At 62.6% G+C, this 25,910-nt stretch carries 25 protein-coding genes; 18 read left to right on the top strand and 7 right to left on the bottom strand.

Annotation, left to right across the window (positions count from 1 at the left end; all coding sequences use genetic code 11):
• Window positions 1–22: 22 nt before the first annotated feature.
• The gene (locus KI235_RS17200) at window positions 23–1,702 is read right to left on the bottom strand and encodes a cytochrome D1 domain-containing protein (protein WP_003202504.1); all 1,680 of its coding nucleotides are present in this window, start codon (window positions 1,700–1,702) and stop codon (window positions 23–25) included.
• Between the two features lie 198 nt (window positions 1,703–1,900).
• On the opposite strand from KI235_RS17200, the gene KI235_RS17195 reads away from it, so the two are divergent.
• The 6 genes from KI235_RS17195 (at window position 1,901) to KI235_RS17170 (ending at window position 7,608) form a co-directional block, all read left to right on the top strand.
• Complete coding sequence (locus KI235_RS17195) at window positions 1,901–2,704, top strand: CbbQ/NirQ/NorQ/GpvN family protein (RefSeq protein WP_003202502.1); 804 nt, start codon at window positions 1,901–1,903, stop codon at window positions 2,702–2,704.
• Window positions 2,688–3,272: a cytochrome c oxidase subunit 3 family protein gene (locus KI235_RS17190; protein WP_003202499.1), complete on the top strand. Its 585-nt coding sequence runs from the start codon at window positions 2,688–2,690 to the stop codon at window positions 3,270–3,272. The genes KI235_RS17195 and KI235_RS17190 overlap by 17 nt, the downstream gene beginning before the upstream one ends.
• A gap of 12 nt (window positions 3,273–3,284) precedes the next feature.
• Entirely contained in the window at window positions 3,285–3,542 is a 258-nt protein-coding gene (locus tag KI235_RS17185; protein WP_060613916.1) for a cytochrome C oxidase subunit IV family protein, read from the top strand.
• 178 nt (window positions 3,543–3,720) lie between these two features.
• Window positions 3,721–4,161 (top strand): cytochrome c, encoded by a 441-nt coding sequence (locus tag KI235_RS17180; protein WP_003202495.1) that lies wholly within the window; start codon window positions 3,721–3,723, stop codon window positions 4,159–4,161.
• Between the two features lie 3 nt (window positions 4,162–4,164).
• Window positions 4,165–5,592: a cbb3-type cytochrome c oxidase subunit I gene (locus tag KI235_RS17175; protein WP_003202492.1), complete on the top strand. Its 1,428-nt coding sequence runs from the start codon at window positions 4,165–4,167 to the stop codon at window positions 5,590–5,592.
• Between the two features lie 177 nt (window positions 5,593–5,769).
• Window positions 5,770–7,608, top strand: a complete 1,839-nt coding sequence (locus tag KI235_RS17170) for a VWA domain-containing protein (RefSeq protein WP_003202491.1) — start codon at window positions 5,770–5,772, stop codon at window positions 7,606–7,608.
• A gap of 4 nt (window positions 7,609–7,612) precedes the next feature.
• On the opposite strand, the gene KI235_RS17165 is transcribed toward KI235_RS17170, so the two are convergent.
• Together KI235_RS17165 and KI235_RS17160 are read right to left on the bottom strand one after the other, a co-directional pair.
• The gene (locus KI235_RS17165; RefSeq protein WP_003202489.1) at window positions 7,613–7,813 is read right to left on the bottom strand and encodes a hypothetical protein; all 201 of its coding nucleotides are present in this window, start codon (window positions 7,811–7,813) and stop codon (window positions 7,613–7,615) included.
• On the bottom strand, window positions 7,810–8,493 hold the full coding sequence (locus KI235_RS17160; RefSeq protein WP_003202487.1) for a Crp/Fnr family transcriptional regulator: 684 nt from the start codon (window positions 8,491–8,493) through the stop codon (window positions 7,810–7,812). Before KI235_RS17160 ends, KI235_RS17165 begins: the two co-directional genes overlap by 4 nt.
• A 573-nt stretch (window positions 8,494–9,066) precedes the next feature.
• Here KI235_RS17160 and KI235_RS17155 point away from each other — a divergent pair.
• Together KI235_RS17155 and KI235_RS17150 are read left to right on the top strand one after the other, a co-directional pair.
• Window positions 9,067–10,257 (top strand): NnrS family protein, encoded by a 1,191-nt coding sequence (locus tag KI235_RS17155; protein ID WP_149632401.1) that lies wholly within the window; start codon window positions 9,067–9,069, stop codon window positions 10,255–10,257.
• 22 nt (window positions 10,258–10,279) lie between these two features.
• Window positions 10,280–10,720: a hypothetical protein gene (locus KI235_RS17150; protein ID WP_003202483.1), complete on the top strand. Its 441-nt coding sequence runs from the start codon at window positions 10,280–10,282 to the stop codon at window positions 10,718–10,720.
• A gap of 154 nt (window positions 10,721–10,874) precedes the next feature.
• Here the strand turns inward: KI235_RS17150 and ytfE are convergent, their stop codons facing one another.
• Window positions 10,875–11,549: an iron-sulfur cluster repair protein YtfE gene (ytfE, locus tag KI235_RS17145; RefSeq protein ID WP_003202481.1), complete on the bottom strand. Its 675-nt coding sequence runs from the start codon at window positions 11,547–11,549 to the stop codon at window positions 10,875–10,877.
• 161 nt (window positions 11,550–11,710) lie between these two features.
• On the opposite strand from ytfE, the gene norR reads away from it, so the two are divergent.
• The 8 genes from norR to KI235_RS17105 all read left to right on the top strand — a co-directional run bounded on the left by norR (window position 11,711) and on the right by KI235_RS17105 (window position 18,780).
• Window positions 11,711–13,243 (top strand): nitric oxide reductase transcriptional regulator NorR, encoded by a 1,533-nt coding sequence (gene norR / locus KI235_RS17140; RefSeq protein ID WP_003202479.1) that lies wholly within the window; start codon window positions 11,711–11,713, stop codon window positions 13,241–13,243.
• A gap of 206 nt (window positions 13,244–13,449) precedes the next feature.
• A complete protein-coding gene (pdxH, locus tag KI235_RS17135) occupies window positions 13,450–14,097 on the top strand; it encodes a pyridoxamine 5'-phosphate oxidase (RefSeq protein ID WP_212795185.1) in 648 nt (215 codons plus the stop codon).
• 88 nt (window positions 14,098–14,185) lie between these two features.
• Window positions 14,186–14,740, top strand: coding sequence for a molybdenum cofactor biosynthesis protein B (gene moaB / locus KI235_RS17130; protein ID WP_003202476.1), 555 nt, complete (start codon window positions 14,186–14,188; stop codon window positions 14,738–14,740).
• Window positions 14,737–15,972 carry a gephyrin-like molybdotransferase Glp gene (glp, locus tag KI235_RS17125; protein ID WP_027911925.1) on the top strand — a complete coding sequence of 412 codons (1,236 nt, stop codon included), beginning with the start codon at window positions 14,737–14,739 and terminating at the stop codon, window positions 15,970–15,972. The genes moaB and glp overlap by 4 nt, the downstream gene beginning before the upstream one ends.
• Window positions 15,973–16,053: 81 nt before the next feature.
• Window positions 16,054–17,049 (top strand): peptidase U32 family protein, encoded by a 996-nt coding sequence (locus tag KI235_RS17120; RefSeq protein ID WP_003202473.1) that lies wholly within the window; start codon window positions 16,054–16,056, stop codon window positions 17,047–17,049.
• Between the two features lie 11 nt (window positions 17,050–17,060).
• Window positions 17,061–17,951: a U32 family peptidase gene (locus tag KI235_RS17115; protein ID WP_003202470.1), complete on the top strand. Its 891-nt coding sequence runs from the start codon at window positions 17,061–17,063 to the stop codon at window positions 17,949–17,951.
• Entirely contained in the window at window positions 17,945–18,415 is a 471-nt protein-coding gene (locus KI235_RS17110; RefSeq protein WP_003202468.1) for an SCP2 sterol-binding domain-containing protein, read from the top strand. Before KI235_RS17115 ends, KI235_RS17110 begins: the two co-directional genes overlap by 7 nt.
• On the top strand, window positions 18,415–18,780 hold the full coding sequence (locus KI235_RS17105) for a putative zinc-binding protein (protein ID WP_003202466.1): 366 nt from the start codon (window positions 18,415–18,417) through the stop codon (window positions 18,778–18,780). Before KI235_RS17110 ends, KI235_RS17105 begins: the two co-directional genes overlap by 1 nt.
• Before the next feature lie 734 nt (window positions 18,781–19,514).
• Here KI235_RS17105 and KI235_RS17100 read toward each other — a convergent pair.
• The 3 genes from KI235_RS17100 to KI235_RS17090 form a co-directional block, all read right to left on the bottom strand.
• Complete coding sequence (locus KI235_RS17100; protein WP_003202464.1) at window positions 19,515–20,192, bottom strand: Crp/Fnr family transcriptional regulator; 678 nt, start codon at window positions 20,190–20,192, stop codon at window positions 19,515–19,517.
• Between the two features lie 254 nt (window positions 20,193–20,446).
• Window positions 20,447–21,094, bottom strand: a complete 648-nt coding sequence (gene narL, locus KI235_RS17095; protein ID WP_003202460.1) for a two-component system response regulator NarL — start codon at window positions 21,092–21,094, stop codon at window positions 20,447–20,449.
• Entirely contained in the window at window positions 21,091–22,890 is a 1,800-nt protein-coding gene (locus KI235_RS17090; RefSeq protein WP_003202457.1) for a HAMP domain-containing protein, read from the bottom strand. The genes narL and KI235_RS17090 overlap by 4 nt, the downstream gene beginning before the upstream one ends.
• 306 nt (window positions 22,891–23,196) lie before the next feature.
• On the opposite strand from KI235_RS17090, the gene KI235_RS17085 reads away from it, so the two are divergent.
• Window positions 23,197–24,501 (top strand): nitrate/nitrite transporter, encoded by a 1,305-nt coding sequence (locus tag KI235_RS17085; RefSeq protein ID WP_027911614.1) that lies wholly within the window; start codon window positions 23,197–23,199, stop codon window positions 24,499–24,501.
• A complete protein-coding gene (locus KI235_RS17080; protein WP_013693502.1) occupies window positions 24,479–25,876 on the top strand; it encodes a NarK family nitrate/nitrite MFS transporter in 1,398 nt (465 codons plus the stop codon). The genes KI235_RS17085 and KI235_RS17080 overlap by 23 nt, the downstream gene beginning before the upstream one ends.
• Window positions 25,877–25,910: the final 34 nt, after the last annotated feature.

Raw genomic sequence — 25,910 nt, 5'->3', positions numbered from 1 at the left:
TTTTTCCTCTTATTGATGGGGCTCAATAGATGTCGTGTTGGGTGTTGTAGACGTTGAATTTCCCGGTCGGGGTGATCAGGCGCTTGTCCTTGATCACGTTCTTGACCTTGAGGGTCTTGTCGTCGATCACCACCAGCGCCGACTCGTCTTCCTGGCCACTCCAGACCGAGAACCAGACCTCGTCACCGGCCTTGTTGTATTCCGGTTGCACCACTCGCAGCGCGCCTTTCTTGATACCGGCGTACTCGGCAATCGGCAGCACGGTGTAGCCGGCGTCGAGCTTGTCGATGTCGAACACCGCTACCGACTGGCTGAGCTTGGCGTCGGGGCTGAGGGTGGTGTCGACATACAGGTGACGGGACGCGGGGTGAGTCTTGATGAACAGCGAGCCGCCGCCCTGGCCCTGGAGCGTACTGACCTGTTTCCAGGCGTATTGCGGGTGATTGACCGGGTCGGTGCCGATCAGCGAAACCCCGGCATCGCCCAAGTGGCTGGTGGCCCAGACCGGTCCGTAGAGTGGGTGGTTGAAGTTGGCGCCGCGTCCCGGGTGCGGGGTCTTGCCAACGTCCACCAGGGCGGTGAGCTTGCGCTCCTTGGAGTCGATCACCGCGACCTTGTTGGAGTTGTTGGCGGCCGTCATGAAGTAGCGATGGCTGCTGTCCCAACCGCCGTCATGCAGGAACGGCGCGGCGTCGATGCTGGTGATGGTGAGGTTCTTGATGTCCTGGTAATTGACCAGCATCACCTTGCCGGTTTCCTTGACGTTGACGATGAACTCCGGCCATTCGTGGGAGGCGATGATGGCCGCGACGCGAGGCTCGGGATGGTATTGCTGGGTGTCGACGGTCATGCCGCGCGTCGAGACGATCTGCTTGGGCTCCAGGGTCTCGCCGTCCATGATGGTGAACTGCGGCGGCCAGTACGAGCCGGCGATGGTGTACTTGTCTTCGTAGCCTTTGAACTTGGAAGTCTCCACCGAGCGCGCTTCGATGCCCACCTTGATTTCCGCGACCTTGGTCGGCTCCTTCGGCCACAGGTCGATCATGTCGATCTTGGCGTCCCGGCCGATCACCAGCAGGTAGCGGCCCGACGCCGAGATGCGTGAGATGTGCACCGCATAACCGGTGTCGATCAGCTTGACGATCTTCTTGCTGTCGCCGTCGATCAGGGCAATCTTGCCGTCGTCGCGCAGGGTCACCGAGAACAGGTTCTGCAGGTTGAGGGTGCTGATCTGCTTGGTCGGCCGGTCTTCGGGTTTGACCAGCAGTTTCCAGGTCTTGCGGGTTTCCGCCATGCCCCATTCCGGTGGGGTCGGTGGGGTGTGCTGGATGAACTTGGCCATCACCGTGATCTGGTCTTTGGTCAAGGCATTGGACGTGCCCCAGTTCGGCATGCCGGCGGCCGAGCCGTAGGTGATCAGCGCCTCCAGGTAGGCCTGGCCGCGCGATTGGGTGATGTCGGGTGTCAGCGGCTTGCCGGTGGCGCCTTTGCGAAGCACACCGTGGCAACCGGCGCAGCGCTGGAAGTAGATTTCCTTGGCCGTGTCGAAGTCGGCCTGGCTCAGGTCGGGCGCACCTTCGGTCTTGACCACGCGGGGTTGTTCCGGCGCAGCGGTTTGGTCGGCGAAGGCGTGGGGGGCGGCCAGCGCTGTACACAGCGCCGTGACCCGCAGGGCCCACGATTTTTTGTGGCTGATCAGCATTCCATTTCTCCTCAGGCGTGACCCGCGCTGCGCTGTAATTGACGTTCGGCGCGCAGGTTCTTGGTGCGGTGCAAGGCTATGCCCAGGCCGGTGGTTAGCCGCTTGACGGCGATCAAGTTTGCCGGCCGCAGCCCTTGCCAGGTTGTCGCAGGGCACCGTAGCGTGGCCTGCAATCGTGTTGTCTGATCAGGCCTTGCCATGAACGCTATCCACACTTTGCAGCACCCCGATGAACCCTTTTATCAACCCCAGGACAACGAGCAGGCGATGTTCGAACAGGCCTGGCATCACGGCATGCCGGTACTGATCAAAGGCCCGACCGGCTGCGGCAAGACCCGTTTCGTCCAACACATGGCCCACCGCCTGAAACTGCCGCTGTACACCGTGGCCTGCCACGATGACTTGAGCGCGGCCGACCTGGTGGGCCGTCACCTGATCGGCGCCCAGGGCACCTGGTGGCAGGACGGGCCCTTGACCCGGGCGGTGCGCGAGGGTGGCATCTGTTATCTGGATGAGGTGGTCGAAGCGCGCCAGGACACGGCCGTGGTGTTGCACCCGCTGGCCGATGATCGTCGGCAGTTGTACCTGGAACGCACCGGCGAAGTGCTGCAGGCGCCGCCGTCCTTCATGTTGGTGGTGTCGTACAACCCCGGTTACCAGAACCTGCTCAAAGGCATGAAGCCCAGCACCCGCCAGCGTTTCGTGGCGATGCGCTTTGGCTATCCAGCCGTGGCCGATGAAGAGCGCATCGTCGCCCGCGAGGCGGGGGTCGATCTGGCCCTGGCGGCCCAGGTGGTGCGATTGGGGCAGGCGCTGCGCCGGCTCGATCAGCATGACTTGGAGGAAGTTGCCTCCACGCGCCTGTTGATTTTTGCCGCGCGCATGATCGGCTCTGGGATGGACCCGCGCCAAGCCTGCCTGGCGTGCCTGGCCGAGCCATTGAGTGACGACCCGCAGACCGTCGCCGCGCTGATGGATGTGGTCGATGTCCACTTTGGCTGAAGCGGTTGCCGTGCCCCGGCGTTTGCCCGGGGACCTGGCGATGTGGTTTTTCATCCTCGCCGAGTTGTCGGTGTTCGCGTTGTTGATCCTGACGTTCACCGTCGCCCAGGCGTTGTACCCGCAGACTTTCAGCGAAGGCCGGCAATTGCTGGACCGCTCCACGGGCCTGGCGATGACCCTCAGCCTGCTGACCGCTGGCCTGTTTGCCGCATTGGCCCAGGAGCAAGTCAGGCAGGACCGGCCGCGTCGAGCCGCGTCGTTGTTGAGTGTGGCGTTGTTGCTTGCCTGCGGTTATGTGGGGATCAAGCTCACGGAGTACGCCCATCTGTTGGCGAACGGTCTGGGGATGGAGCACAACACGTTCTTCACCTTGTACTGGATCCTTACCGCGTTCCACTTCCTGCATGTGCTGTTGGGCATGGTGATCCTCGCCTGGCTGGCCGAGGGTTGTCGGCGACGTCGTTATGGATCGCAGCGCAACAGTGGGCTGGAATCCGGCGTGCTGTATTGGCACATGGTCGATCTGGTCTGGGTGCTGCTGTTCCCGGTTGTCTACATCCTTGATTGAGCGGAGGTGCTCATGTCGGCTTCCCGTGTCTTGATCGCTTGCTGGATGACGCTGGCCGTGCTGAGCACCGGCACCGTTGCCCTGGGCCAGGTCGCGGCTACCGGGCTGGTGTCCATCGCCATCCTGGTGATCGCGGTGACCAAGGCCTGGCTGATCGCCGACGGCTTCATGGAGCTGCGCCATGCGCCGCGATTGTGGCGGCGGTTGGTGTTGAGCTGGGCGGCGCTGCTGGCGACGGTGATCGGGCTCGTCATTTCATTCACGATCTGACCCTGCAAACACAAAACCCTGTGGCGAGGGGATAAATCCCCTAGCCACAAAAGCTCATCTGCCTTTCGGGCTGTGTTGGAACAACCCACCAAAACCATCGGAGATTCTTGATCGCCATCAAGCGGTTTCCGACCCCGCGCTTCCTAGAATGAACACGCCAAGCAATGAGGAAGTGACCATGTCAGATACCTTCACCAAAGGCATGGCCAGGAATATTTATTTCGGGGGAAGCATCTTCTTCTTCCTGATATTCCTGGCCCTGACCTACCACACGGAACAGACCTTTCCAGAACGCAGCAACCAGGCGCAATTGACGGAATCGGTGATACGCGGCAAAGGCGTCTGGGAGCGCAACAACTGCATCGGCTGCCATACCCTGCTGGGCGAGGGCGCGTACTTTGCGCCGGAGCTGGGCAACGTGGTCAACCGCCGCGGCGGCGATGAAGCCTTCAAGCCGTTCCTGCAGGCCTGGATGAAAATGCAGCCGCTGAACGTTCCGGGTCGTCGGGCCATGCCGCAGTTCAACCTGAGCGAGCAGGAAGTCGACGACATCGCCGAGTTCCTCAAGTGGAGCTCGAAAATCAATACCAATGGCTGGCCGCCAAACAAGGAGGGCTGAGAGATGAGCATGGCTAATCCGCATCTGAAATTCGCCTCGCAGGCCGTCGCCAAACCCTACTTCGTGTTCGCCCTGATGCTGTTCCTGGGGCAAGTGTTGTTCGGTTTGATCATGGGCCTGCAATACGTGGTCGGCGACTTCCTGTTCCCGCTGATCCCTTTCAACGTGGCCCGCATGGTCCATACCAACCTGCTGATCGTCTGGCTGCTGTTCGGCTTCATGGGCGCGGCGTATTACCTGATACCGGAGGAGGCCGACCGCGAACTGCACAGCCCGAAACTGGCGCTCGTGCTGTTCTGGGTGTTCGCCGCCGCAGGTGTGGCGACGATCCTGGGCTACCTCTCGGTGCCTTATGCGACGCTGGCGAAATTCACCGGCAACGACTTGCTGCCGACCATGGGCCGCGAGTTCCTCGAGCAGCCGACCATCACCAAGATGGGCATCGTGGTGGTGTGCCTGGGGTTCCTCTACAACATCGGCATGACCCTGCTCAAAGGTCGCAAGACCACGGTCAGCATGGTGATGATGACCGGGCTGATCGGCCTGGCGGTGTTCTTCCTGTTCTCTTTCTACAACCCCTCGAACCTCGCCCGCGACAAATTCTACTGGTGGTGGGTGGTGCATCTTTGGGTCGAAGGCGTCTGGGAACTGATCATGGGTTCGATGCTTGCCTTCGTCCTGATCAAGATCACCGGCGTGGACCGCGAAGTGGTCGAGAAGTGGCTCTACGTGATTATCGCCATGGCGTTGATCACCGGGATCATTGGCACCGGCCACCACTTCTTCTGGATCGGCGCGCCTGAGGTCTGGTTGTGGGTAGGCTCGATCTTCTCGGCGATGGAGCCGCTACCGTTCCTGGCCATGGTGGTCTTCGCCTTCAGCATGGTGAAAAACCGTCGTCGGCAACACCCGAACCGCGCCGCCACGTTGTGGGCCAAGGGCACCACGGTCACCGCGTTCTTCGGCGCAGGTGTCTGGGGTTTCCTGCACACCCTGGCACCGGTCAACTACTACACCCACGGTTCGCAACTGACCGCGGCCCACGGTCACCTGGCCTTCTACGGTGCCTACGCAATGATCGTGATGACGCTGATCAGCTACGCCATGCCACGCTTGCGGGGCTTGGGTGAAGCGGCGGACGAGCGTTCGCAGCGCCTGGAGATCTGGGGCTTCTGGTTGATGACCTTGTCGATGGTGATGATCACCTTGTTCCTCACCGCAGCCGGCGTGGTCCAGGTGTGGTTGCAACGCTGGATGACGGATGGCAGTGCCTTGCCATTCATGGCCACGATGGATCATTTGAAGCCGCTGTTCTGGGCGCGACTGGTCAGCGGCGTCGGGTTCCTGGCCGGGTTGCTCTGCTACCTGTTCAGCTTCCGTCAACGTGGCCGTGCGGCCCTGCGCGCACCGGCGGCGGTGGTGCCTTCGTAAGTCATCACAACTACTGAGCCGGACTTATTTGTGATGAGAGGATTTATGTGGGAGCAAGGCTTGCCCGCGATGGGGGCGATGCGATCTTTCAGAGATCAAGGCGCCTGTTTCGCGAGCAAGCTTTGCTCCCACATGAATCCCCTCGCCACAATGGGTTCGGCTTAAGAGGAGATAACCATGGCATTCACCCTCGAGCTGGAAGAATGGGTCGGCAGTGTCTGGCACCGTTTCATCACCCGTCGGGCCAGTGTCGATTTTCCTGAGGCCCGGGTCGAGCTGGTCCCCCGGCAACGCTCGTTGCAGGTGCTGTTTCGCGCCACCGGCGGTGCGCCTCACCTGGGGGTGGAAGCGGTCAGCGACCGCGATTTGCTGCTGCGTCGCAACCTGTTGCAGCAGATCGCCGGCACCTGCAAGCAAGTGCCCCTGGCCTGTTGTGACGGCGATAACTTGCGGCTGCCGGCGAGCCTTGCGGCGTTTCCCGATGTCGGGCTCAACGAAGAGCTGTATCGCTGGCTCGCGCTGTTGGCCGCGCAGTCGGGGCCGATGAAACACTGGGGCAGGGACAATCAGTGCTGGACCCTGGCGGTGTTGAAGCGCTACCCGGCGCTGCGCCCTCGCTACCGGCGGCTGGTGGATGCGCACCTGTCCTTGCGCCCCGATCCGGCCACGCTCAACCCGGCCGAAGCCGCCCTGGAGCGGGCGTTGTGCCAAGCCTTGCGCGAACCGGGCAGTGTCGAACATTTTCCACGCAGCGAGCGGGCGGCCTGGCCGTTGCCGCTGTGGCTATACCCACCCCAACACCTGGCCAATCCCCAGGCCGCCAACCTTGAGGAGTCCGAGCAATACCTGGCCACACCCCCCGGTGAACAGCAGGGCGGGCGCAAGCGCGCCGAGCGAATCGACGACGCCACCCGTGACGGTGGGCTGCTGATCGTGCGCCTGGAAAACCTGTTCAGTTGGACCGAACACGTGGACCTGGATCGCTGGGCGGATGACAGCGAAGACCCGGACGCTGCCCGCGTCGCCGAGGATCTGGATCAGTTGACCCTGTCGCGCACCCGCTTGCGCAAGGGCGGTGGTTTGAAACTGCACCTGGACCTGCCGCCGGCCGATGTGGATGACATCCCGTTGGGCGCAGGCATCCTGTTACCGGAATGGGATTACCGCAAACAACGACTGCAGGACGACTTCGTCAGCCTGCAAACCTTCACCCCTCGCGATTGCCAGCCCCAGCCGTTGCCCGCACGCCTGCGAAGCTCGGCCCAGCGTTTGCGTCGCCAGTTCGAACACTTGCGCAACGATCGTCAATGGTTGCGCCAGCAAACCCAAGGCTCGGAACTGGACCTGCAAGCCTGGCTGGACTTTCATGTCGAGCGCCAGCACGGCCAGTGCAGCGAACGCGGACTGTTCATGGACCAGCGCCAGACTCGCCGCGACCTGGCCTGCCTGCTGCTGGCCGATTTGTCGATGTCCACCGATGCCCACCTCAACGACGAGCACCGGGTGATCGACGTGATCCGTGACAGCCTGTTGCTGTTCGGCGAAACCCTGTCGGTGCTGGGGGATGATTTCGCCTTGTACGGGTTCTCTTCCTTGCGCCGCCAGCAGGTGCGCATGCATGAACTCAAGGCCTTCAACCAGCGCTACGACGATCACACCCGCGGACGGATCCAGGGCCTCAAGCCCGGTTACTACACGCGCATGGGCGCGGCGATCCGCCAGGCCACGCAACGGTTGGCGGGCTGCAAGCGGCGGCGCAAATTGTTGTTGCTGCTCAGTGACGGCAAACCCAATGACCTGGACCTGTACGAAGGACGCTACGGTGTGGAAGACACCCGCCAGGCAGTGCTGGAAGCCCGGCGCCAAGGGCTGACGCCGTTCTGCATTACCATCGATCGCGAAGCGGGGGATTACCTGCCGTACATGTTCGGGGCCAACGGCTACACCTTGATTCGCCAGCCCGAGCAACTGCCGCTGCGTTTACCGCAGTTGTACCGGCAATTGACTCAGGATTGAGGGTTCAGACGATGTCGCGGGGCAGCCAGAAGAACATGACGATGCAGAAGATCGTCAAGCCGACACAGAACCAGGTGAAGCGCCGCAACCGGCGCTCGCTGGCCTTTGCGGCCTCGACTGGCAGGGGCATGCCGCACTGGCGACATTCGGTTTCGTGTATCGGGTTGGCTTGTTGGCAATACAGGCAAGTGGGCTGTGTAGTCATTCGAACTGTTCCAGGCGCAGGCGATCGAGAATGGCGATCTGGCGACCGTCCTGGGTGATGATTTTTTCATCGATCAGGCGCCGGATGATCCGCGAGAAGGTTTCCGGCTGGATCGACAAGTGCCCGGCGATCAACTGCTTGGCCATCGGCAATTCGAACTGGCTGTCCACGGTTTGCAGGCGCACCAGTTGCGTCAGCAGGTAGCGCACCACGCGGTGGGTGGCGTTCTTCAGCGACAGGGTTTCAATCTCGTTGACCCGTTGGTGCAGGCGCACGCAGAGCTTGCCGAGCAAGGCGAAGGTCAGCCGGCTGTTGCTTTGCAGCAGACGCATGTAAGTGGCGTTGGACAGCCGGTACACCTGGGTCGGGCCGACGGCTTCGGCGGACGCGACGTAGTTGGGGGTGTCCATCAGCATCATGGCTTCAGCGAAAGTCTGGCGCTCGCCGATCACCTCGAAGACCTTTTCCTGGCCATCCGGGGTCAGCCGGTAGATTTTCACCGCGCCGGAAATCACGAAGTAAAACGCCTGCGCCGGCTCTCCCTGGCGAAACAGCGGATCGCCCCTGTCGATGTTCAGCAATTGGCTGTTGCTCATCAATTCGTTGAGCTCTTCTTCGTTCAAAGGCTCGAACAGGTGATGGCTGCGCAGAATCTGGTGATGGACGCGGTGGAGCACCATGGCATGGAATCCTTGTAATAGCGAAAAGGTGATCGGGGTCAGACCAGGCTCAGGGACAGGCCGCTGGCCAGCGCCACGACGCAGGAGAGCAAGACGAACCAGGTAAGCGGCAGAACGACGGATTTCATGGATGACCCCGACAAGAAAGGTGATGCCGTGCCTGAGCAAGAGACGGGCCATGCCTGCGGGCGTTGATTCGTGGGGCGTTGGGGATGAGATGGGTAAAAATGACCCTGACCTGACAGGGTTAAAACAACCATGAAAGGGTATTAAATACCCTATGAACTATAGTCCCTGTGGGAGCGAGCTTGCTCGCGATGACGGTAGCACACCCGACATCAATGCCTGCTGACCCAGCGCTATCGCGAGCAAGCTCGCTCCCACAGGGGCAGAGGTGTTTTGTTGGGAGGCTTGACCCGGTCCGGCAAGCCCCTTGCAAGTACCTGTTCGAGACGGGAGGTTGCCGATGAACTGGCTTGATCTGAGACAAGGCCAGTCAGCGTCGATAGCCGATCATTCGAACCCTGATTTGTCGTACCTCGCTGGCGGTTCAGCGAGGCAAAGGAGTGGTGTATGCAAGTGCTTGACCGTCGCAAGGCCATGGCCATTTTGCCGTTGTGGCGCCTGGCGTTCCGGCCGTTCTTTTTGGCCGGGTGTGTATTGGCGCTGTTGGTCGTTCCCCTTTGGCTCGCGGCGTTCACCGGGCGCTTGTCGGCCTGGCAGCCGGCTGGCGGCTGGTTGGCCTGGCATCGGCATGAACTGTTGTTCGGTTTCGGCCTGGCGATCATTGCCGGGTTCCTGCTGACGGCAGTGCAAACCTGGACTGCAATCCCCGGCCTGAGCGGCAAGCGCCTGGCAACCCTGGCGTTGTTGTGGCTGGGCGCGCGGCTGGCCTGGCTGGTGGATGCGCCCTGGCCGTTACTGACGCTGCTGGAGCTGGGTTTTGCCCTAGCGGTCGCCGCGTTGATGGGCGTGATGTTGTGGCGTGTGCGGCAGAAGCGCAATTACCCGATTGTGCTGGTATTGCTGCTGTTGGCCGCCGCCGATGGGTTATCCGTATACGGCCTGGTGCAGCACAACGAGGGCTTGCAGCGCCAGAGCGTGCTCACCGGCCTGTGGCTGGTGGCGGCGATGATGGGGTTGATCGGCGGTCGCGTGATTCCATTCTTTACCCAGCGCGGCCTCGGACGGGTCGAGGGCGTTGCCCCTTGGCCATGGCTTGATCGCCTGTTGCTGGCAGGGTCGGCGCTGGTGGCACTGTTGTATGCCTTCGGTCCGGCGCTGGTGGCCAGCGTCTGGGTCGGCCTGTTGTTCGCCGCGTTGGCGGTGGGCCACGGGATTCGACTGGTGCGTTGGCATGATCGGGATTTGTGGCGGGTGCCGCTGCTGTGGTCGTTGCACCTGGCCTACGCCTGGCTGGCGGTGGCGTGCCTGGGCATGGCGCTGTGGCACTTCGGCGTGCCAGTGAACCCGAGCCTGGCGGTGCACGGCCTGACCATCGGCGCCATGGCCGGATTGATCCTGGCGATGGTTGCCCGTGTCAGCCTGGGCCATACCGGGCGCGCCCTCGAGCCACCGGCGGGCATGACCCTGGCGTTCATCCTGCTGAACCTGGCGTGCCTGAGCCGCGTGCTGTTGGTGCTGCTGTTGCCGTTGGCCGGGCTGTGGCTGGCGGCGCTGTGCTGGACGTTGGCGTTCGGTCTGTACGCCTGGCGCTATGGGCCGATGCTGCTCAAGGCTCGGGTGGATGGGCATCCGGGATGAGCCGGTTGGGCGGAGGGAATCGATGATGTACGGGGTCTTGCTGATCATGCACCTGTTGGCGGCCATCGCCTTTATTGGCACGCTGTTTTTCGAGGTCTTCATCTGGCATAGCGCCCGCCGGCCGCTGGTGCAAGGCACGCGGGACGCTGCCGACCAGGCCATCGCCCAGCGCTCGCGACGCGTGCTGCACGGCGTCGTGTTGGTGCTGTACGGCGCCGGCATGGCCCTGGCCTGGCAGCATCGCGGCGCATTGAGCCAGCCGTTGAACAACAGCTTCGGCCTGCTGCTGAGCCTGAAGATCCTGCTGGCGCTGAGTATCATCGGTCATTATTTGTGGCTGGCGTACTGGCTCAAGAGCGGTCGCCTGACACTCAGCCGCGCCTGCTGGTTGCGCCGCAGTATCCTGGGGCACATGGTGCTGATCGTGGTGTTGGCCAAGGCGATGTTCTATTGGCAGTTTTGAGCAGCAGATGAGGGCAGCAAATGAGAGCAGCAAATGCCTGTGGGAGCAAAGCTTGCTCGCGATGGCGCAGTGTCAGTCGATATCAATGTTGACTGATCCATCGCTATCGCGAGCAAGCTTTGCTCCCACAGAAGTAATGGGCAATGTTTGAGAGTTAGTGAGCAGGCTTCATCGCATTGACGAACAACACATTGTTTTCCAGGTGGATGTGCTGCATCAGGTCATCACGAAACTCCACCAGCCCGCGATACAGGGCGCGCCAGGTGTTGCAGGCGTCAGCGGGAGGGGTGATCTGGTCGGTCAGGGCGAGCATGGTTTCCAGGGCTTCACCGTGCTGGTCGTGTTCGTAGCGCAGTACCTGTATTGGCGCCGAGGCCCGCTCGCCCAGGCCCTGTTGCAGCATCGGGAACAGCACCTGTTCTTCCTTGAGCATGTGGCCTTCGAGTTCCTGGTACATGTCCTGCAGGTGATCGGCCAGGCCGTTCGGGCAACTGGGGCGCGCCCCGTGGACCTGCTCGACGCGCCGGGCCAGACGGATCAGCTCCGGCAGCTGTTCGCGATGGCGTGCGTGGTAGCGCTCCAGGATGTGGGCAATCAAGGTCGCCTGGGGCTCGTCGCGCCAGTCATGGCCCAGCTCCCCGGCGGCTTGCAGGGTGCGCAGGGCGTCGGCGATCAGCAGCGGGTTCAGGCCTTTGCCCAGCGCCGCTTCACGCAAGGACTTTTGCCCGCCGCAGCAGAAGTCGAGGTTGTAATGATGGAAGGTACGGGTTGCACCGGGAATATCGCAGGCCAGTTGGCCGAGGCTTTGTTCCAGCAGATCGAGGCTCATCATGTTTCCTTGGGTTGAATCCCGGCAGGGACAGATGAATGCTCTCTTTGCAGCCGACGTGCCAGATTCAACTGATTGAAAATGAAGCATTAAATTTTTGGCAGGGTGATTGTCACCCTGGCTGTGAAGGGTCAAACGAACCCTGGAGGGTCATCACTACCATGCTGCGTGAAAGCCTGGCCGCCGACCTGATCGTCGAGCTGCCCAATGCGGTGCGATTGCAGCGCCTGGTGCAGACCCTGCGCGAATACTTCAACAGTGGCGCCGTGGGGCTGCTGCGCCTGGACGATGACAGTCTCAGGCCCGTGGCCACCGTAGGCCTGGTCCACGAGGCGCTGGGACGGCGCTTCGTGATTGCCCAGCACCCGCGCCTGGCGGCGATCATGGCGTCGCGCGAACCTACCTGGTTCGAGCCGGACAGCCGTCTGCCGGACCCTTATGACGGCTTGCTCGACAACCACGTCGGTGAACCGCTGCCGGTGCATGACTGCATGGGCGTGAGCCTGTACGTGGAAGGCCGGCTCTGGGGGGCGATCACCCTGGATGCGTTGCACGCCGGCACCTTCGACAGCCGCGCCCGCGAGGAACTCAAACGCTGTACGTTGCAGATCGAAGCCGCCGTGCGGGTCACCCGGCTCGAGCAGGAAAACCGTAGCTTGCGGGCGTCGCGCAGCGATCCGGCGGACCTGCGCCTGCCAGCCGAAGAAGGTGAGATCCTCGGGCGCAGCGAGGGGTTGCAGCAATTGCTCAACGAGCTGGATGTATTGGCCGACTCCGAACTGCCAGTGCTGTTGCTGGGGGAAACCGGTGTCGGCAAGGAGTTGTTCGCCCGGCGGCTGCATCGGCTGTCCCGACGTGGCCACAAGCCGTTGGTCCAGGTCAACTGCGCAGCGTTGCCCGAGTCCCTGGCCGAAAGCGAGTTGTTCGGCCACGTCAAAGGCGCGTTCTCCGGGGCGACCACCGACCGCGCCGGGCGCTTCGATGCGGCCAATGGCGGCACGCTGTTTCTCGATGAGGTCGGCGAGTTGCCGTTGAGCGTGCAGGCCAAGTTGCTGCGTACCCTGCAGAACGGCGAGATCCAGCGCCTGGGGGCGGACAAGCCACTGCACGTCGATGTGCGGATCATCGCCGCCACCAACCGGCATCTACCTGACAGCATTCGCGACGGGCTGTTTCGCGCCGACCTGTATCACCGGCTCTCGGTCTATCCGGTACCGATCCCACCGCTGCGCGAGCGCGGCCACGATGTGTTGATGTTGGCCGGGCACTTTCTCGAACTGAACCGCACGCGCCTGGGCTTGCGTGGGTTGCGTCTGTCGCCGGCGGCCGAACAGGCGCTGCTGGCGTACAGCTGGCCCGGCAATGTGCGGGAGCTGGAACACGTCATCAGCCGCGCGGCGTTGAAGCAATTGAGTCGCGGCGCCAGTCGCAGTCTGATCATGACCCTGGAACCGCAGGTGCTGGACCTTGACGTCAACGCCAGCGCGGCCTCGGCGCAGGCGCTGCCGGAACAGGCTCTGCAAGCGTTGGATGCGCCCGTGCAACCCTTGAGCGAGGCTGTCGATGGTTGCCAGCGACAGGCGATCCTCAAGGCCCTGGAACGCTGCGGGCAGAACTGGGCGGGGGCGGCGCGGCTGTTGGAGGTTGACCCGAGCAATCTGCATAAGCTGGCGCGGCGGTTGGGGCTTAAGTAACCGTTGACCGGTTGGACCGAGTTGCCCTCATCGCGAGCAAGCTCGCTCCCACAGGGATCTTGTGAACACGACAGATCACCTGTGGGAGCGAGCTTGCTCGCGATAGCACCCTTCAACTCACCACAAGAACCGGCATTGACAACGATCAAGGCCCGCCACCGCCGCAGAACCCACACTGGCCCAAATCCATCGTGGAGATCACCGTCATGCCACTTTCCCTGGCAAAAATGCGCCGTCAGTACACCCTCGATGGCCTGGATGAAGCCCAGGCACCCGACGCCCCCATGGCTTTGTTCAGGCTCTGGATGCAGCAGGCCCGCGACACCGAAAGTCCACCCGTGGAAGCCAACAGCATGGCCCTGGCGACGGTGGACGAGCAGGGTCGGCCGCATTGCCGGATCCTGTTGCTCAAGGGGTTCAGCGATGAGGGCTTCTCTTTTTTCGGCAATTACCAAAGTGGCAAGGGCCAGAACCTGGCGGCCAATCCCTGGGCGGCCATGACGTTTTTCTGGCCGGGTTTGGAGCGGCAAGTCCGCATCGAAGGGCCGGTCGACAAACTCGATCCGGCGTTATCGGATGCCTATTTCGAATCCCGTTCCGTCGCCAGTCGCCTGGGTGCCTGGGCCTCGCCACAAAGCCGACCACTGGAGGACAGGGCTGCGCTCGAGTCCTTGCTGACGCAAACCGAAAAACGCTTTGCCGATCAACCCGTGCGGCGCCCCGACCATTGGGGAGGCTATTGCCTGCGGCCCGAACGGATGGAGTTCTGGCAAGGCCGCGCCGACCGTTTGCACGATCGCCTCGACTACCGCCTGCAAGACGGCGTCTGGCAGCGCAGTCGCCTGGCGCCTTGAGCGCCGAGGGAGGTACCTCCAAGGAGGAATAGGCCCGGCAACGATTGCGGTTCAGGCTGGGCCATCTTTTCTGACAGGACGGCTGATCATGGCCCATCTGACGCAACGCCTCTTTCAACCGCTGAACATCGCGGTCCTCACCATCAGCGATACCCGAACCTTCGAAACCGACACCTCGGGCCAAACCCTGGCGGACCTGCTGCAAACAGCCGGACACGTGCTCATCGACCGTGGGCTGGTGAAGGACGATATCTACCAGATCCGCGCCCAGGTCTCCCAATGGATCGCCGACCCCAAGGTGCAGGTGGTGTTGATGACCGGCGGCACCGGGTTCACCCCGCGCGACAACACCCCCCAAGCGGTGGCGCCACTGCTGGACAAGCAGGTGGACGGTTTCGGCGAGCTGTTCCGCCAGGTGTCGCTGGCGGAGATCGGCATGTCCACCCTGCAATCGCGCGCCTTGGCGGGCATGAGCAATGGGGTGCTGGTGTGCTGCTTGCCGGGTTCGCCGGGGGCTTGCCGGACCGGTTGGGAGCAGATCCTGGCCGGGCAATTGGACAGCCGCACCGGCCCGTGCAATTTCACTCCGCACCTCAAGCCCCAGGACGGCATCGCCCCGACGGCTTGCGAGACACGCTCGTGAGCGGCCGGGTGTGCGACAGCGGCGTGCTGATGCCGGTGGATGAGGCGATCCGTCATCTGCTCGACCAGGCACCGCCGCCACCGCCCGTGCAACGGGTTGGCCTGGACCAGGCCCTGGCGCGTGTGCTGGCCACTGACATTGTGTGCCCGATGAACCTGCCGGCCTGGGACAACAGCGCGATGGACGGCTATGCCCTGCGGGCCGCTGACCTGCCGGGTGACGGCGGCTACCTGCTGTTGGGCGGGCGGATCGCCGCGGGTGACGAGCCGGGCGAACCGTTGCAGGCGGGGCAGGTCGTGAGGATTTTTACTGGCGCGCCGCTGCCACCGGGGGCCGACACGGTGGTGCCGCAGGAAAGCTGTCGCGTCGATGGCGAGCGGGTCTGGTTGCCGTCGGTCAACGGCGGTGACCATGTTCGCAAGGAAGGCGAGGAACTGCGTCGAGGAGACCGGTTGCTTGAAGCCGGCACGCGTCTGCGCGCCCAGGAGTTGGGTTTGCTCGCCGGTACCGGTGTCGGCCAGGTGGACGTCTATCGCCCCTTGCAAGTGGGTCTGCTCAGCAGCGGCGATGAGCTGCGTGAGCCGGGCGAGCCACTGGCGCCAGGGCAGATCTACAACAGTAATCGCCATAGCCTCGCCGCGCTGTTGCGCGGTTGGGGTGTCGAGGTGCATGACTTCGGGGTCATGCCCGACCAGCTATTGGCCAGCCGACAAGCGTTGCGCCTGGCCGCTGCCGAATGCGATGTACTGATCACCTCGGGCGGTGTCTCGGTGGGTGAAGAGGACCACCTCAAGCACGCCATCGAAGCCTTGGGCAGCATTGACCTCTGGCGCCTGGCCATCCAGCCGGGCAAGCCCCTGGCTTTTGGGGATGTGGAAGGCAAGCCATGGATCGGGCTGCCGGGCAACCCGTCGGCGGCCTTGATTACCGCGCTGATCGTCGTGCGTCCGTTCCTGTTCCGGGCCCAGGGCATGGGCGACGTGTTACCCGTGCCGTTGCAGGTGCCGGCCGGGTTCGACTGGCTCAAGCGCAACCGGCGCCGGCAGTACCTGCGGGCCAGGTTGGTTCCGGATGCCAACGGCCACCTGTGCGTGGAACTGCACCCTCAGCAAAGTTCGGCGATGCTGGCGGCCGCTTGCTGGGCCGATGGGCTGGCGGTGGTGGAGTGTGAGGCGCAACTGCACAAGCACGACAAGGTGCTGTACCTGCCATTCGCCGAGCTGATGCATTGACGGCAATTGATTGCCGTCAAGGTCGCCGGCCGAGGGCTGGCTAGACTGGCGGCGCTTGAGTTTTTCTCATGAGGATGCCCCATGCAACTGGTTTGCCCGGCAGGGAATCTGCCTGCCCTCAAAGCGGCGGTGCGCCAAGGCGCCGATGCCGTCTATGTCGGCTTTCGCGATGACACCAATGCCCGGCACTTCGCCGGGCTGAACATGGACGACAAGCAGTTCGATGCGGCTGTCGCACACATCCGTCAGCACCAACGCAAGCTGTACGTGGCGGTCAATACTTACCCGCAACCCAAGGGCTGGGAACGCTGGCAACGGGCGGTGGACCGCGCCGCCGATTTCGGCGTGGATGCCCTGATCGCCGCCGACCCCGGCGTGCTCAGCTACGCCCGCCAGCGCCATCCACAACTGGCGCTGCATCTGTCGGTACAAGGCTCGGCCACCCACGCGGCGGCCCTGGCTTTTTATGCAGAGCGCTATGACATCCGCCGCGCCGTGCTGCCACGGGTACTGTCCCTGGCCCAGGTGCGCCAGGTGGCGGCGGGCAGTCCGGTGCCGATCGAAGTCTTCGGTTTCGGCAGCCTGTGCATCATGGCTGAAGGTCGTTGCCACTTGTCTTCCTACATCACCGGCGAATCGCCGAACCTGTGTGGCGTCTGCTCGCCCGCCAAGGCGGTGCGCTGGAGCGAGGACGCCCAAGGCCTCAGCGCACGCCTGAGCGAGGTGCTGATCGACCGCTACACGCCCGAAGAGCCGGCCGGTTATCCGACCTTGTGCAAAGGCCGCTTCCTGGTGGGCGGCAAGCGCTTCCATGCGCTGGAAGAACCCACCAGCCTCGACACCCTTGACCTGCTGCCGGAGTTGGCAGCCATCGGCGTCGAAGCGGTGAAGATCGAGGGTCGCCAACGCAGCCCGGCCTACGTTGAACAAGTGACCCGGGTCTGGCGCGCCGCACTGGACGCCCATCAGGCCGCGCCGCAACGGTTCCGGGTGCAGGAAGAATGGCGCCAGGTGCTGGCTGGCTTGTCCGAAGGCAGCCAGACCACCCTGGGTGCCTACCATCGATCATGGCAATGAGGGGAGGCCAGATGAAACTCAGCCTGGGACCGGTCCTGTTTTATTGGGACAAAGCGCAACTGGGGAATTTCTATGCCGAGATGTCGGCATTGCCGCTGGACGTGATTTACCTGGGGGAAACCGTGTGTTCGAAACGCCGGGCGTTTTCCCTGGATCAGTGGCTGGGGTTGGCGCGCGAGCTGCAAGCGTGCAGCCAGGCACAGATTGTGTTGTCGAGCCTGACGCTGATCGAGGCGGCCTCGGAGCTGTCCTCGCTGCGACGCCTGTGTGACAACGGCCAGTTGTTGGTGGAAGCCAATGACATGGGCGCGGTGCAGTTCATGGCCGAACGCAAGCTGCCTTTCGTCGGTGGCCCGGCACTGAACTTGTACAACGGCCACGCCCTGGGGCAATTGCTCGACAGCGGTATGATCCGTTGGGTGCCGCCGGTGGAGTGCTCGGCGGCGCTGATCGGCGATGTGCTGGAGCAGGTGCGGGACATGGACCGCGAGGTGCCCGAGGTGGAGATTTTTGCCTACGGTCATCTGCCCTTGGCGTACTCGGCGCGCTGCTTTACCGCCCGAGCCGAAAACCGCCCCAAGGACGACTGTCAGTTCTGCTGCATCAACTACCCCGACGGCCTTGCGCTGAGCAGTCAGGAAGGCCAACAGCTGTTCACCCTCAACGGCATCCAGACGATGTCCGGCGAGGTGACGAACCTGCTGGCCGATTACAACGCGCTGATGGCCTGCGGCGCCGATGTGCTGCGCCTGAGCCCTCGCGCCCAGGGCATGGCCGAGGTGGTCACGGCCTTCGACAAGGTGCGCCAGGGCGAGGCACCACCGCTGTTCGTGGACGGTTGCAATGGTTACTGGCACGGTCATGCTGGCATGTTGAAGGTAGAGGAGGCGGGCCTGTGTTGAGTCCGAAGAAGTGGGTGCTCAAAGGCGCCGACCGCTTGCTGCCGCTGGTGGGCAAGGTGCCGTTCGTGGTGCAGCGACTGGCGTTGCAGCAGGCGCTCAATCGCTGCCTGGCCGAGCCGCTGCGCGATGGCGGGTTCGATGTGCTGCGTGGGCGATGGTTGTGCCTGCGTGTGCCGGACTTGAAGTTGTGCTGGTACCTGACTTTGGCACGGGATGGATTGCGGATTGCCGAACGGGCCGAGGCCCAGGTCACCATCAGCGGCAACTGGCGTGAGTTTCTGTTACTGGCCAGTCGGCAGGAAGATCCTGACACGTTGTTCTTCCGTCGCCGGTTGGTGATCGAGGGGGATACCGAGTTGGGGCTGGCACTGAAGAATCTGATCGACAGTCTTGATCCGGACGTCCTGCCGCCGTGGCTCTGGCGCAATCTGGAGAGGGCGGGCAAGGGGTTGGCGACGGTCTGATGAAAGCTTCGAACGCGCTTCCCCTGGTGTATTCGTGTTCCGGTTGTTCCAATGTGGCGCAACTGGCCAACACCGTCGCCCTGCGGCTGGACCGTGCGGGTCTGGCGGAGATGTCTTGTATTGTCGGGGTGGGTGGGCATGTGGCGCCGCTGGTTGACAAGGCGCGGTCGGGGCGGCGGATCATTGCGTTGGATGGTTGTCCGTTGCAGTGTGTTCAGGCGTGTCTGCGGCAGCATGATTTGGTGGCGGATGTGCATGTGATTCTGAACCAGCTGGGGTTGCGCAAGCGGTTCGGGGTGGATTGCGGTGAGCCTGAGATGGAGTTGGTGTTTTCGCGGGTAGTGGGGTTGATTGATGCGGGTTAGGGGTGGGTGAATATCCATTTCTTCGGTAACGGCGGCTTATGGTTCCGCCCTTGCGGCGGGTCACTTTTGGAAGAGCCGGGAGCCGGACCAGCCAAAAGTAACCAAAAGCGCTTTGCCCCACCACTTGGTGCCTCGCTTAGGCTCGGCATGCCTGAACGAAGGCATTGCTCCGTGGGCCGCCGCGAAGGGCCATCCATGGCCCACTGCGCAATACCTGCGTTCGGCCATCGTGGTTAACGGGGCGTCCGAGATCAACGTCCATCGCGAGGCGGCCTAACAGCCGACCTGGTTCTTGATGGGACCGCGTTTTTCCTGTGGGAGCGGGCTTGCTCGCGAAAGCGGTGGGTTAGCTCGCGGTGAGGTTGGCTGTGCCGACGTCATCGCGAGCAAGCTCGCTCCCACAGGTTCTTGTGTCGTATGCGGATGCTTTGAATACCCGAAAACCCATGTGGGGAGCGAGCTTGCTCGCGAAAGCGGTGGGTCAGTTTGTGATGATGTTGGATGTGCCGGCCTCTTCGCGAGCAAGCCCGCTCCCACAGGAGGAATGCGGTCCCCATCAAGAACCAGGTCGGCTACTAGGCGGGCATGCCGAGCCTAAGCGAGGCACCAAGTGGTGGGGCGAGAGCGTTTTGCTTACTTTTGACTGGGCCGGCTTCCGGGCTCTTCAAAAGTGAGCCGCCGTAAGGGCTGAACTATAAGTCGCCGTTACCTAAATAACGGATATTCACACAAACCTACTGCTGATAACCCTCAAGCCCATCCTCGGACAAGATACGAATCTGACGCCGCTCCATGGCAATCAACCCCCCATCAACCAACCGATGAAGAATCCGCGAAAACGTCTCCGGCTGAATCCCCAGCTTGGAAGCCACCAGACGCTTGGACACCTGCAACACCAATTGACCATCCCGCGGATCGCGTTCCTGCAGCAGGAAATTGATCACCCGCCGACTGGCACTGGCCAAGGTCAAGTTATCGATGTCCTTGAGGCGCTGGTGCAGATGGATGCTCATGCTCGCCAGGATCGCCAGGCAGACCTTGGGCTGGTCCTCCAGGGCCTTGCGGTAATGGGTACCCTCGATACTCACCAGCACGCTGTCCTTGATTGCCGACGCACTGACCGGATAGCAACGAGCCTCGCTGAACAGCAGGGCCTCGGCGAAGGTCTGTCCGGGCTGGATGATCTCCACCAGGTTCTCCTGGCCCTCACCGGTCACCCGGAACAGCTTGATCTGGCCACTGACCAACAAGAAAAACCGCTTGGCCGGATCGCCCTGGTGCATGAGCGTGCTGTTGCATTCCAGGCGTTTGAGGACGGCCAGGCTGCAGACATCCTCAAAGACCCGCTCCGGCAGTTGGCTGAACAGGTGATGACGACGCAACAGTAAAACGATGGAAGGGTGGGTCAGCATGGCGTACCTCCGCGTGTCGTCATGGTAGAGCCCAAGTCGTCATTGGCCTATGCCTCGGCTGGCCTACCTCGGAAGAGGGATGGGCTGCGCGATCAAGACACAAGTCCTGTGGGGAACGAAATCCAGATCTGCTGCCAATCCCCTGTGGGAGCAAAGCTTGCTCGCGATGGCAGCAGTACATTCAACATTTGCGCAAGCTGAACCACCGCTATCGCGAGCAAGCTTTGCTCCCACAATCGGTGTGTTTTGCTGGGCTAGCCCGCCCCGCGCAAATGCTCCATCGCCCACACCGCGGCTTCGACCCGTGAGCGCAAGCCGAGCTTGTGCAGCAGGTTCTTCACATGCACCTTGACCGTGCCTTCGGTGATGCCCAGCTTGTGCCCGATGACCTTGTTGCTGTAGCCGCCGGCGATGGTCTTGAGGACCTGGCGTTCGCGCTCGGTCAGTTCCACATCGGCCTGGCGCGGTGGCGAGCGCAGCGCCTGGGCCATGACGCGGGTCAGGCCGGGGCTGATCACCAGGGCGCCGTTGAGGGCATCGCGGATGTACTGGATCAGAAGCTCCGGCTCCATGTCCTTGAGCAGGTAACCGTTGGCGTCCAGGCGCAAGGCATCGCGGATGTCGTCCTCGGCATCGGACACGGTGAACAGCAGCACCTTGCCGGTGTAGTGCATGGCGCGCAGCCGACGCAGGGTCTCGATGCCGTTCATCTGCGGCATGTTGTTGTCCAGCAGCACCAGGTCGGGCTTGAGCGGTTCGATCAGGGTCAGGGCTTCTTCGCCGTGGCTGGCTTCGCCAACGATCTGCAAATCGTCTTCGAGCTCAAGCATCTGACGAATGCCGCGACGCATCATCGGATGATCGTCGACCAGTAGCAGGGTGTGGCGCAGGGGGGCGTTCATGTTGCGAGGCCTTCGGTGTGTTGGCCCAGGAATTCCGGTTGGAAATGCACCTGGATGCGGGTGCCCTGGGGTGTTCGGGAGAGAATCTGCAGTTGGCCGCGCAGGCTGCGGGCCCGTTCGTTCATGATGTTCAGGCCATGGTGTTCGCGCTGGTCGACCTCGCCGCTGAAGCCGCGGCCATCGTCTTCGATCGACAGCCGCACGGTCTCGCCTTCCTGGCGCAGTTCGAGCCAGGCGTTTTCGGCATGGGCATGGCGCAGGCAGTTGGACAGCGCCTCACGGGTGATCTGCAGGATGTGGATCTGCTCGCTGGCCGACAGCTCGAAGGCCAGGGTGTCGACGAACAGATGCACCTTGAAGTCCCCTCGGTTGGAGAATTCCTCGGCGGTGTCCTTGAGCTCTTCGACCAGGCCATCGTCGTGGATCTGCAAGCGGAAGGTGGTCAGCAACTCGCGCAACTGGCGATAAGCATTGTTGAGCCCTTCACGCAGTTCACCAGTGACGGTCTCCAGGGTCTGCACCGGTTCGCCCCGACGCATCAGGGTCTGCATGCGGCTGACTTGCAGCTTCATGTACGACAAGGCCTGGGCCAGTGAATCGTGGAGCTCGCGGGCAATGATCGTGCGTTCATCGAGCAGCAGCAGGCGATGGTCCTGTTCGCGCTGGCGCTTGAGCGACAGCGACGTACCAATCAGGTTGGCCAGGGCCTGGATCAATGCGGTTTCCCAGGGCTGCGCGGCGTGGCCGTCGACAAAATGAGCCTTGAGCTCACCCAGTTCGTTGCCCTGGTTGCTGATGCTGAAGGCTTGCGGGCGTGCCGCGTTGCGTTTATGGCAACTGGCGCAATCGCTGCTGGCGCAGACCTGGCGGCTGTCGGCGCCATGCAACGCCAGCAGGTGCCTGGCCGGTGATTGCAATTGCCCTTGCAGGCACAGCGTCAGGCGCAGGCCCGGCAGGCGCTGTTGGAAGCGCCGGATCAATTCATCCAGCCCTTCGGCATTGGCCTGTCGCGTCGCCAGGCTGCGACTGCTCTGGTACAGCAGCTCCAGGGCGGCGTTGGCCTGTTGCAGGTTCAGGGTCTTTTGCCGGACCTGGTTTTCCAGGGTGCGGTGCGATTGCTCGATGGTCTCGGCCATGGTGTTGAAACTGGTCGCCAACTGGCCCAGTTCATCTTCGGACTGGTGATTGACTCGCACCTGGAACTCGCCACGGCGAAAGCGCTGGGTGGCGTCCACCAACTCCTGCAAGGGCGTGACCACGCCGTACTGCAATTCATACAGGCCGATCAGCAGGATGATCATGGTGCTGAACAGCGCCGCGCCCTGGATCACCTGCTGCCAGCCTTGCTTGTGCTCGCTCTGGCGCTGCAGCAGGGTAACGAACCGGTCCAACTGGTTGACGAAGGCATTGGCATTGGCCTGGAAAAACGCCGAGTCGCCACGCTCGATGGCCGGGCGCAAAGTCTGGTTCCAGCGTTGCACAAGGTCGCGATAGCTCTTGTGCAGGGAGGTTTCCGGCCCATCTTCCAGCACGGCGCGCAGGGCAGGGCTGTCGAGGCGTTGTTGCAGGCTGGCGATGATCGCCGGGACGTCGTCGTTGGCCCCCGCCGCCAGTTTCCAGCTCAGGTGGTAGGTCTCCATGCGCACGGAGCCGGCGGTGTTGATGGCGGCAGCGTCGCCCTGGCTGAACCAGGCGATCAACCCTGCACTCAAGGAACTGGCCAGGGCCAGGATGGCGATCAGGATCACCGCCAGCCCGGCGCGAGCGGGCAGGGAACTGCGCAGCCAACGCATCATCGACGCGGGCCTGCGGGGCAAAACTGTGAACCGAGCATAGGGGGCGCCCTGGACCTGGGGGTGTAGCAGCCAATCCTGGGCGCACTACCTCTAAAGAGTTGTCGGCCGCTCCATTTCCATAAAAGCTTCGGCAGACTTGATCAAGGTATTGATAAATAAAGGGTTGTATCAATATCCGGGTCTACCTCCTTGGAGGTAGACGGGCCAAGCATAGGCCTGGACCGCCCCGGCACACGTTGACCCAAGTCAAGTTTTCGCGGGGTTCGTATCACTAGGCTGCGCTCAATCGAACTGACGGAGTGCATCGTGATGCGAGCGCAAGTGCAACAAGGGCTGGTACTAGGGATGAGTACCCTGGCCTTCACCGTGTGCTTCATGGTCTGGATGATGTTTGCCGTGCTGGGGGTTCCGATCAAGGAACTGCTGGCCCTCAATGAAACCCAGTTTGGCCTGCTGGCCGCTACGCCGGTGTTGACCGGTTCGCTGGTGCGCTTGCCCCTGGGGCTTCTGACCGACCGCTTTGGCGGACGGATCGTGTTCTTCCTGCTGATGCTGGCCTGCGTATTGCCGCTGTACCTGATCACCCTCGCCACGGCCTTCTGGCAGTTCCTGGTATTGGGCCTGTTCGTCGGCCTGGCCGGTGGCTCGTTCTCGGTGGGCATCGCCTACGTCGCCAAATGGTTCGACAAGCAGAACCAGGGTTTTGCCATGGGCGTCTTCGGCGCCGGCAACGCCGGTGCGGCAGTGACCAAGTTCCTCGCCCCGGCGTTGATCGCGTTCGGCACCTGGCACCTGGTGCCGAAAGTGTTCAGCGCCATCCTGTTCATCACCGCGCTGTTGTTCTGGTTTCTCACCACCGAGAAAAAGGAACACAGCGGCACCGGCGGCGCGACGTTGCGCGAGCAATTGAAAACCCTGAAAGAGCCGGCCGTGTGGCGCTACTGCCAGTACTACTCGATCGTGTTCGGCGGCTACGTGGCACTGGCCTTGTGGATGACCAAGTACTACGTGCAGGAATACGGCTTCAGCCTGCAAAGCGCGGCGCTGCTGGCGGCGTGTTTCTCCTTGCCCGGTGGCGTGCTGCGGGCCGTCGGTGGCTGGATGTCCGACCGCTGGGGCGCCCAGAGCGTGACCTGGTGGGTGTTGTGGGTCAGCTGGATCTGCCTGTTCCTGCTCTCCTATCCCCAGACTCAACTGCAAGTGCAGACCGTCAACGGCATCGTCGATTTCCACATTGGTCTCAGCCCCACGCTGTTCACCGTGCTGCTGTTCGTGATGGGCATTGCCTTCGCGTTCGGCAAGGCCTCGGTCTTCAAATACATCGCCAACGACTACCCGAAAAACATGGGCGCGGTGTCCGGCATCGTCGGCCTGGCCGGCGGCCTGGGCGGGTTCGTGCTGCCGATCATGTTCGGCGCCCTGGTGGACCTCACCGGCGTGCGCTCGTCCTGCTTCATGTTGATGTACGGCGTGGTCTGGGTCTCCCTGGCCTGGATGTACTTCAGCGAAATGCGCAAGCGCCCGCTGCTGGGTAAACAGCCGCCGGCCACTCAGTCCCCGTTTTCCAGCATTGCCCAAGGAGAAGAACATGTCCGTTCTGCAAACGCCTGAAAAGGGCCCGGTCATTCATGACTGGCGCCCGGAAGACCCTGCTTTCTGGGGCAGTAGCGGCAAACTGACCGCCCGGCGCAACCTGTGGATTTCCATCCCGGCGCTGCTGTTGGCCTTCGCGGTGTGGATGGTCTGGAGCACGGTGATCGTGCGCCTGAATGCCATCGGTTTCAGCTTCAGCACCGACCAGCTGTTCTGGCTGGCGGCATTGCCGGGGCTGTCCGGCGCAACCTTGCGCATCTTCTACTCGTTCATGGTGCCGATCTTCGGCGGGCGTCGTTGGACCGCGCTGAGCACGGCGTCGTTGCTGATACCGGCTTTGTGGATGGGCTTCGCCGTGCAGGATTCGGCCACGCCCTACAGCGTGTTCGTGCTGATCGCATTGCTTTGCGGTTTTGGTGGCGGCAACTTCGCCTCGAGCATGTCCAACATCAGCTTCTTCTATCCCAAGTCCCAGCAGGGCACCGCCCTGGGCCTGAACGCCGGGCTGGGCAACCTGGGCGTGTCGGTGATGCAGTTCAGCGTGCCGCTGGTGATCTCCTTCGGCGTGTTCGGCTTCATGGGCGGCCAGCCACAGGTGTTGGCCGACGGCAGCTCGCTGTGGTTGCAGAACGCCGGTTTCATCTGGGTGCCGTTCATCCTCGCCATTACCGTGATCGCCTGGTTCGGCATGAATGACCTGTCCAGCGCCCGCGCCTCGTTCAGCGAACAGGCGGTGATCTTCAAGCGCAAGCACAACTGGCTGATGTGCTGGCTGTACCTGGCCACTTTCGGTTCGTTCATTGGTTTCTCCGCCGCCTTCCCGTTGCTGATCAAGACTTCGTTCCCGGAAGTCATCGCCCTGAAATTCGCCTTCCTCGGCCCGCTGGTGGGCGCGCTGGTACGGCCGCTGGGCGGCTGGCTGGCGGACAAGCTCGGTGGTGCGAAGGTCACCTTGTGGAACTTCGTGTTGATGATCGTGATGGTGTTCGGCGTCCTGCACTTTCTTCCGCAGAACGGCCAGGGCGGCAGCTTCTACGGCTTCCTGGGCATGTTCATGTTGCTGTTCATCACCACTGGCGTGGGCAACGGTTCGACCTTCCGCATGATCCCGGTGATCTTCCGCACCCTGCACGAGAAAGCCGCCCTGGGCAAAAAGCCCGAGCTGCGTGAACACGCGATCAAGAACGCCGGCAAGGAATCGGCCGCCGTGCTGGGTTTCAGCTCGGCCATGGGCGCCTTCGGAGCCTTCTTCATTCCCAAATCATTCGGCACTTCGATGGCCCTGACCGGCGGCCCGGAGATGGCCTTCTACATGTTCGTCGGCTTCTACCTGAGCTGCATCGTGGTGACCTGGTGGTGGTATGCCCGCAAGGGCGCCGCGACACCTTGCTAAGCCGAACCTAAACCTGCGTGGGCGGGGCGCAGAC

Origin of the sequence: Pseudomonas sp. St386 (genome assembly GCF_018325865.1) — a bacterium.
GTDB classification, from domain to species: domain Bacteria; phylum Pseudomonadota; class Gammaproteobacteria; order Pseudomonadales; family Pseudomonadaceae; genus Aquipseudomonas; species Aquipseudomonas brassicacearum.
Note: the sequence above shows the minus strand (reverse complement) of the source record. Positions and strands in the feature narration are given on the sequence as shown.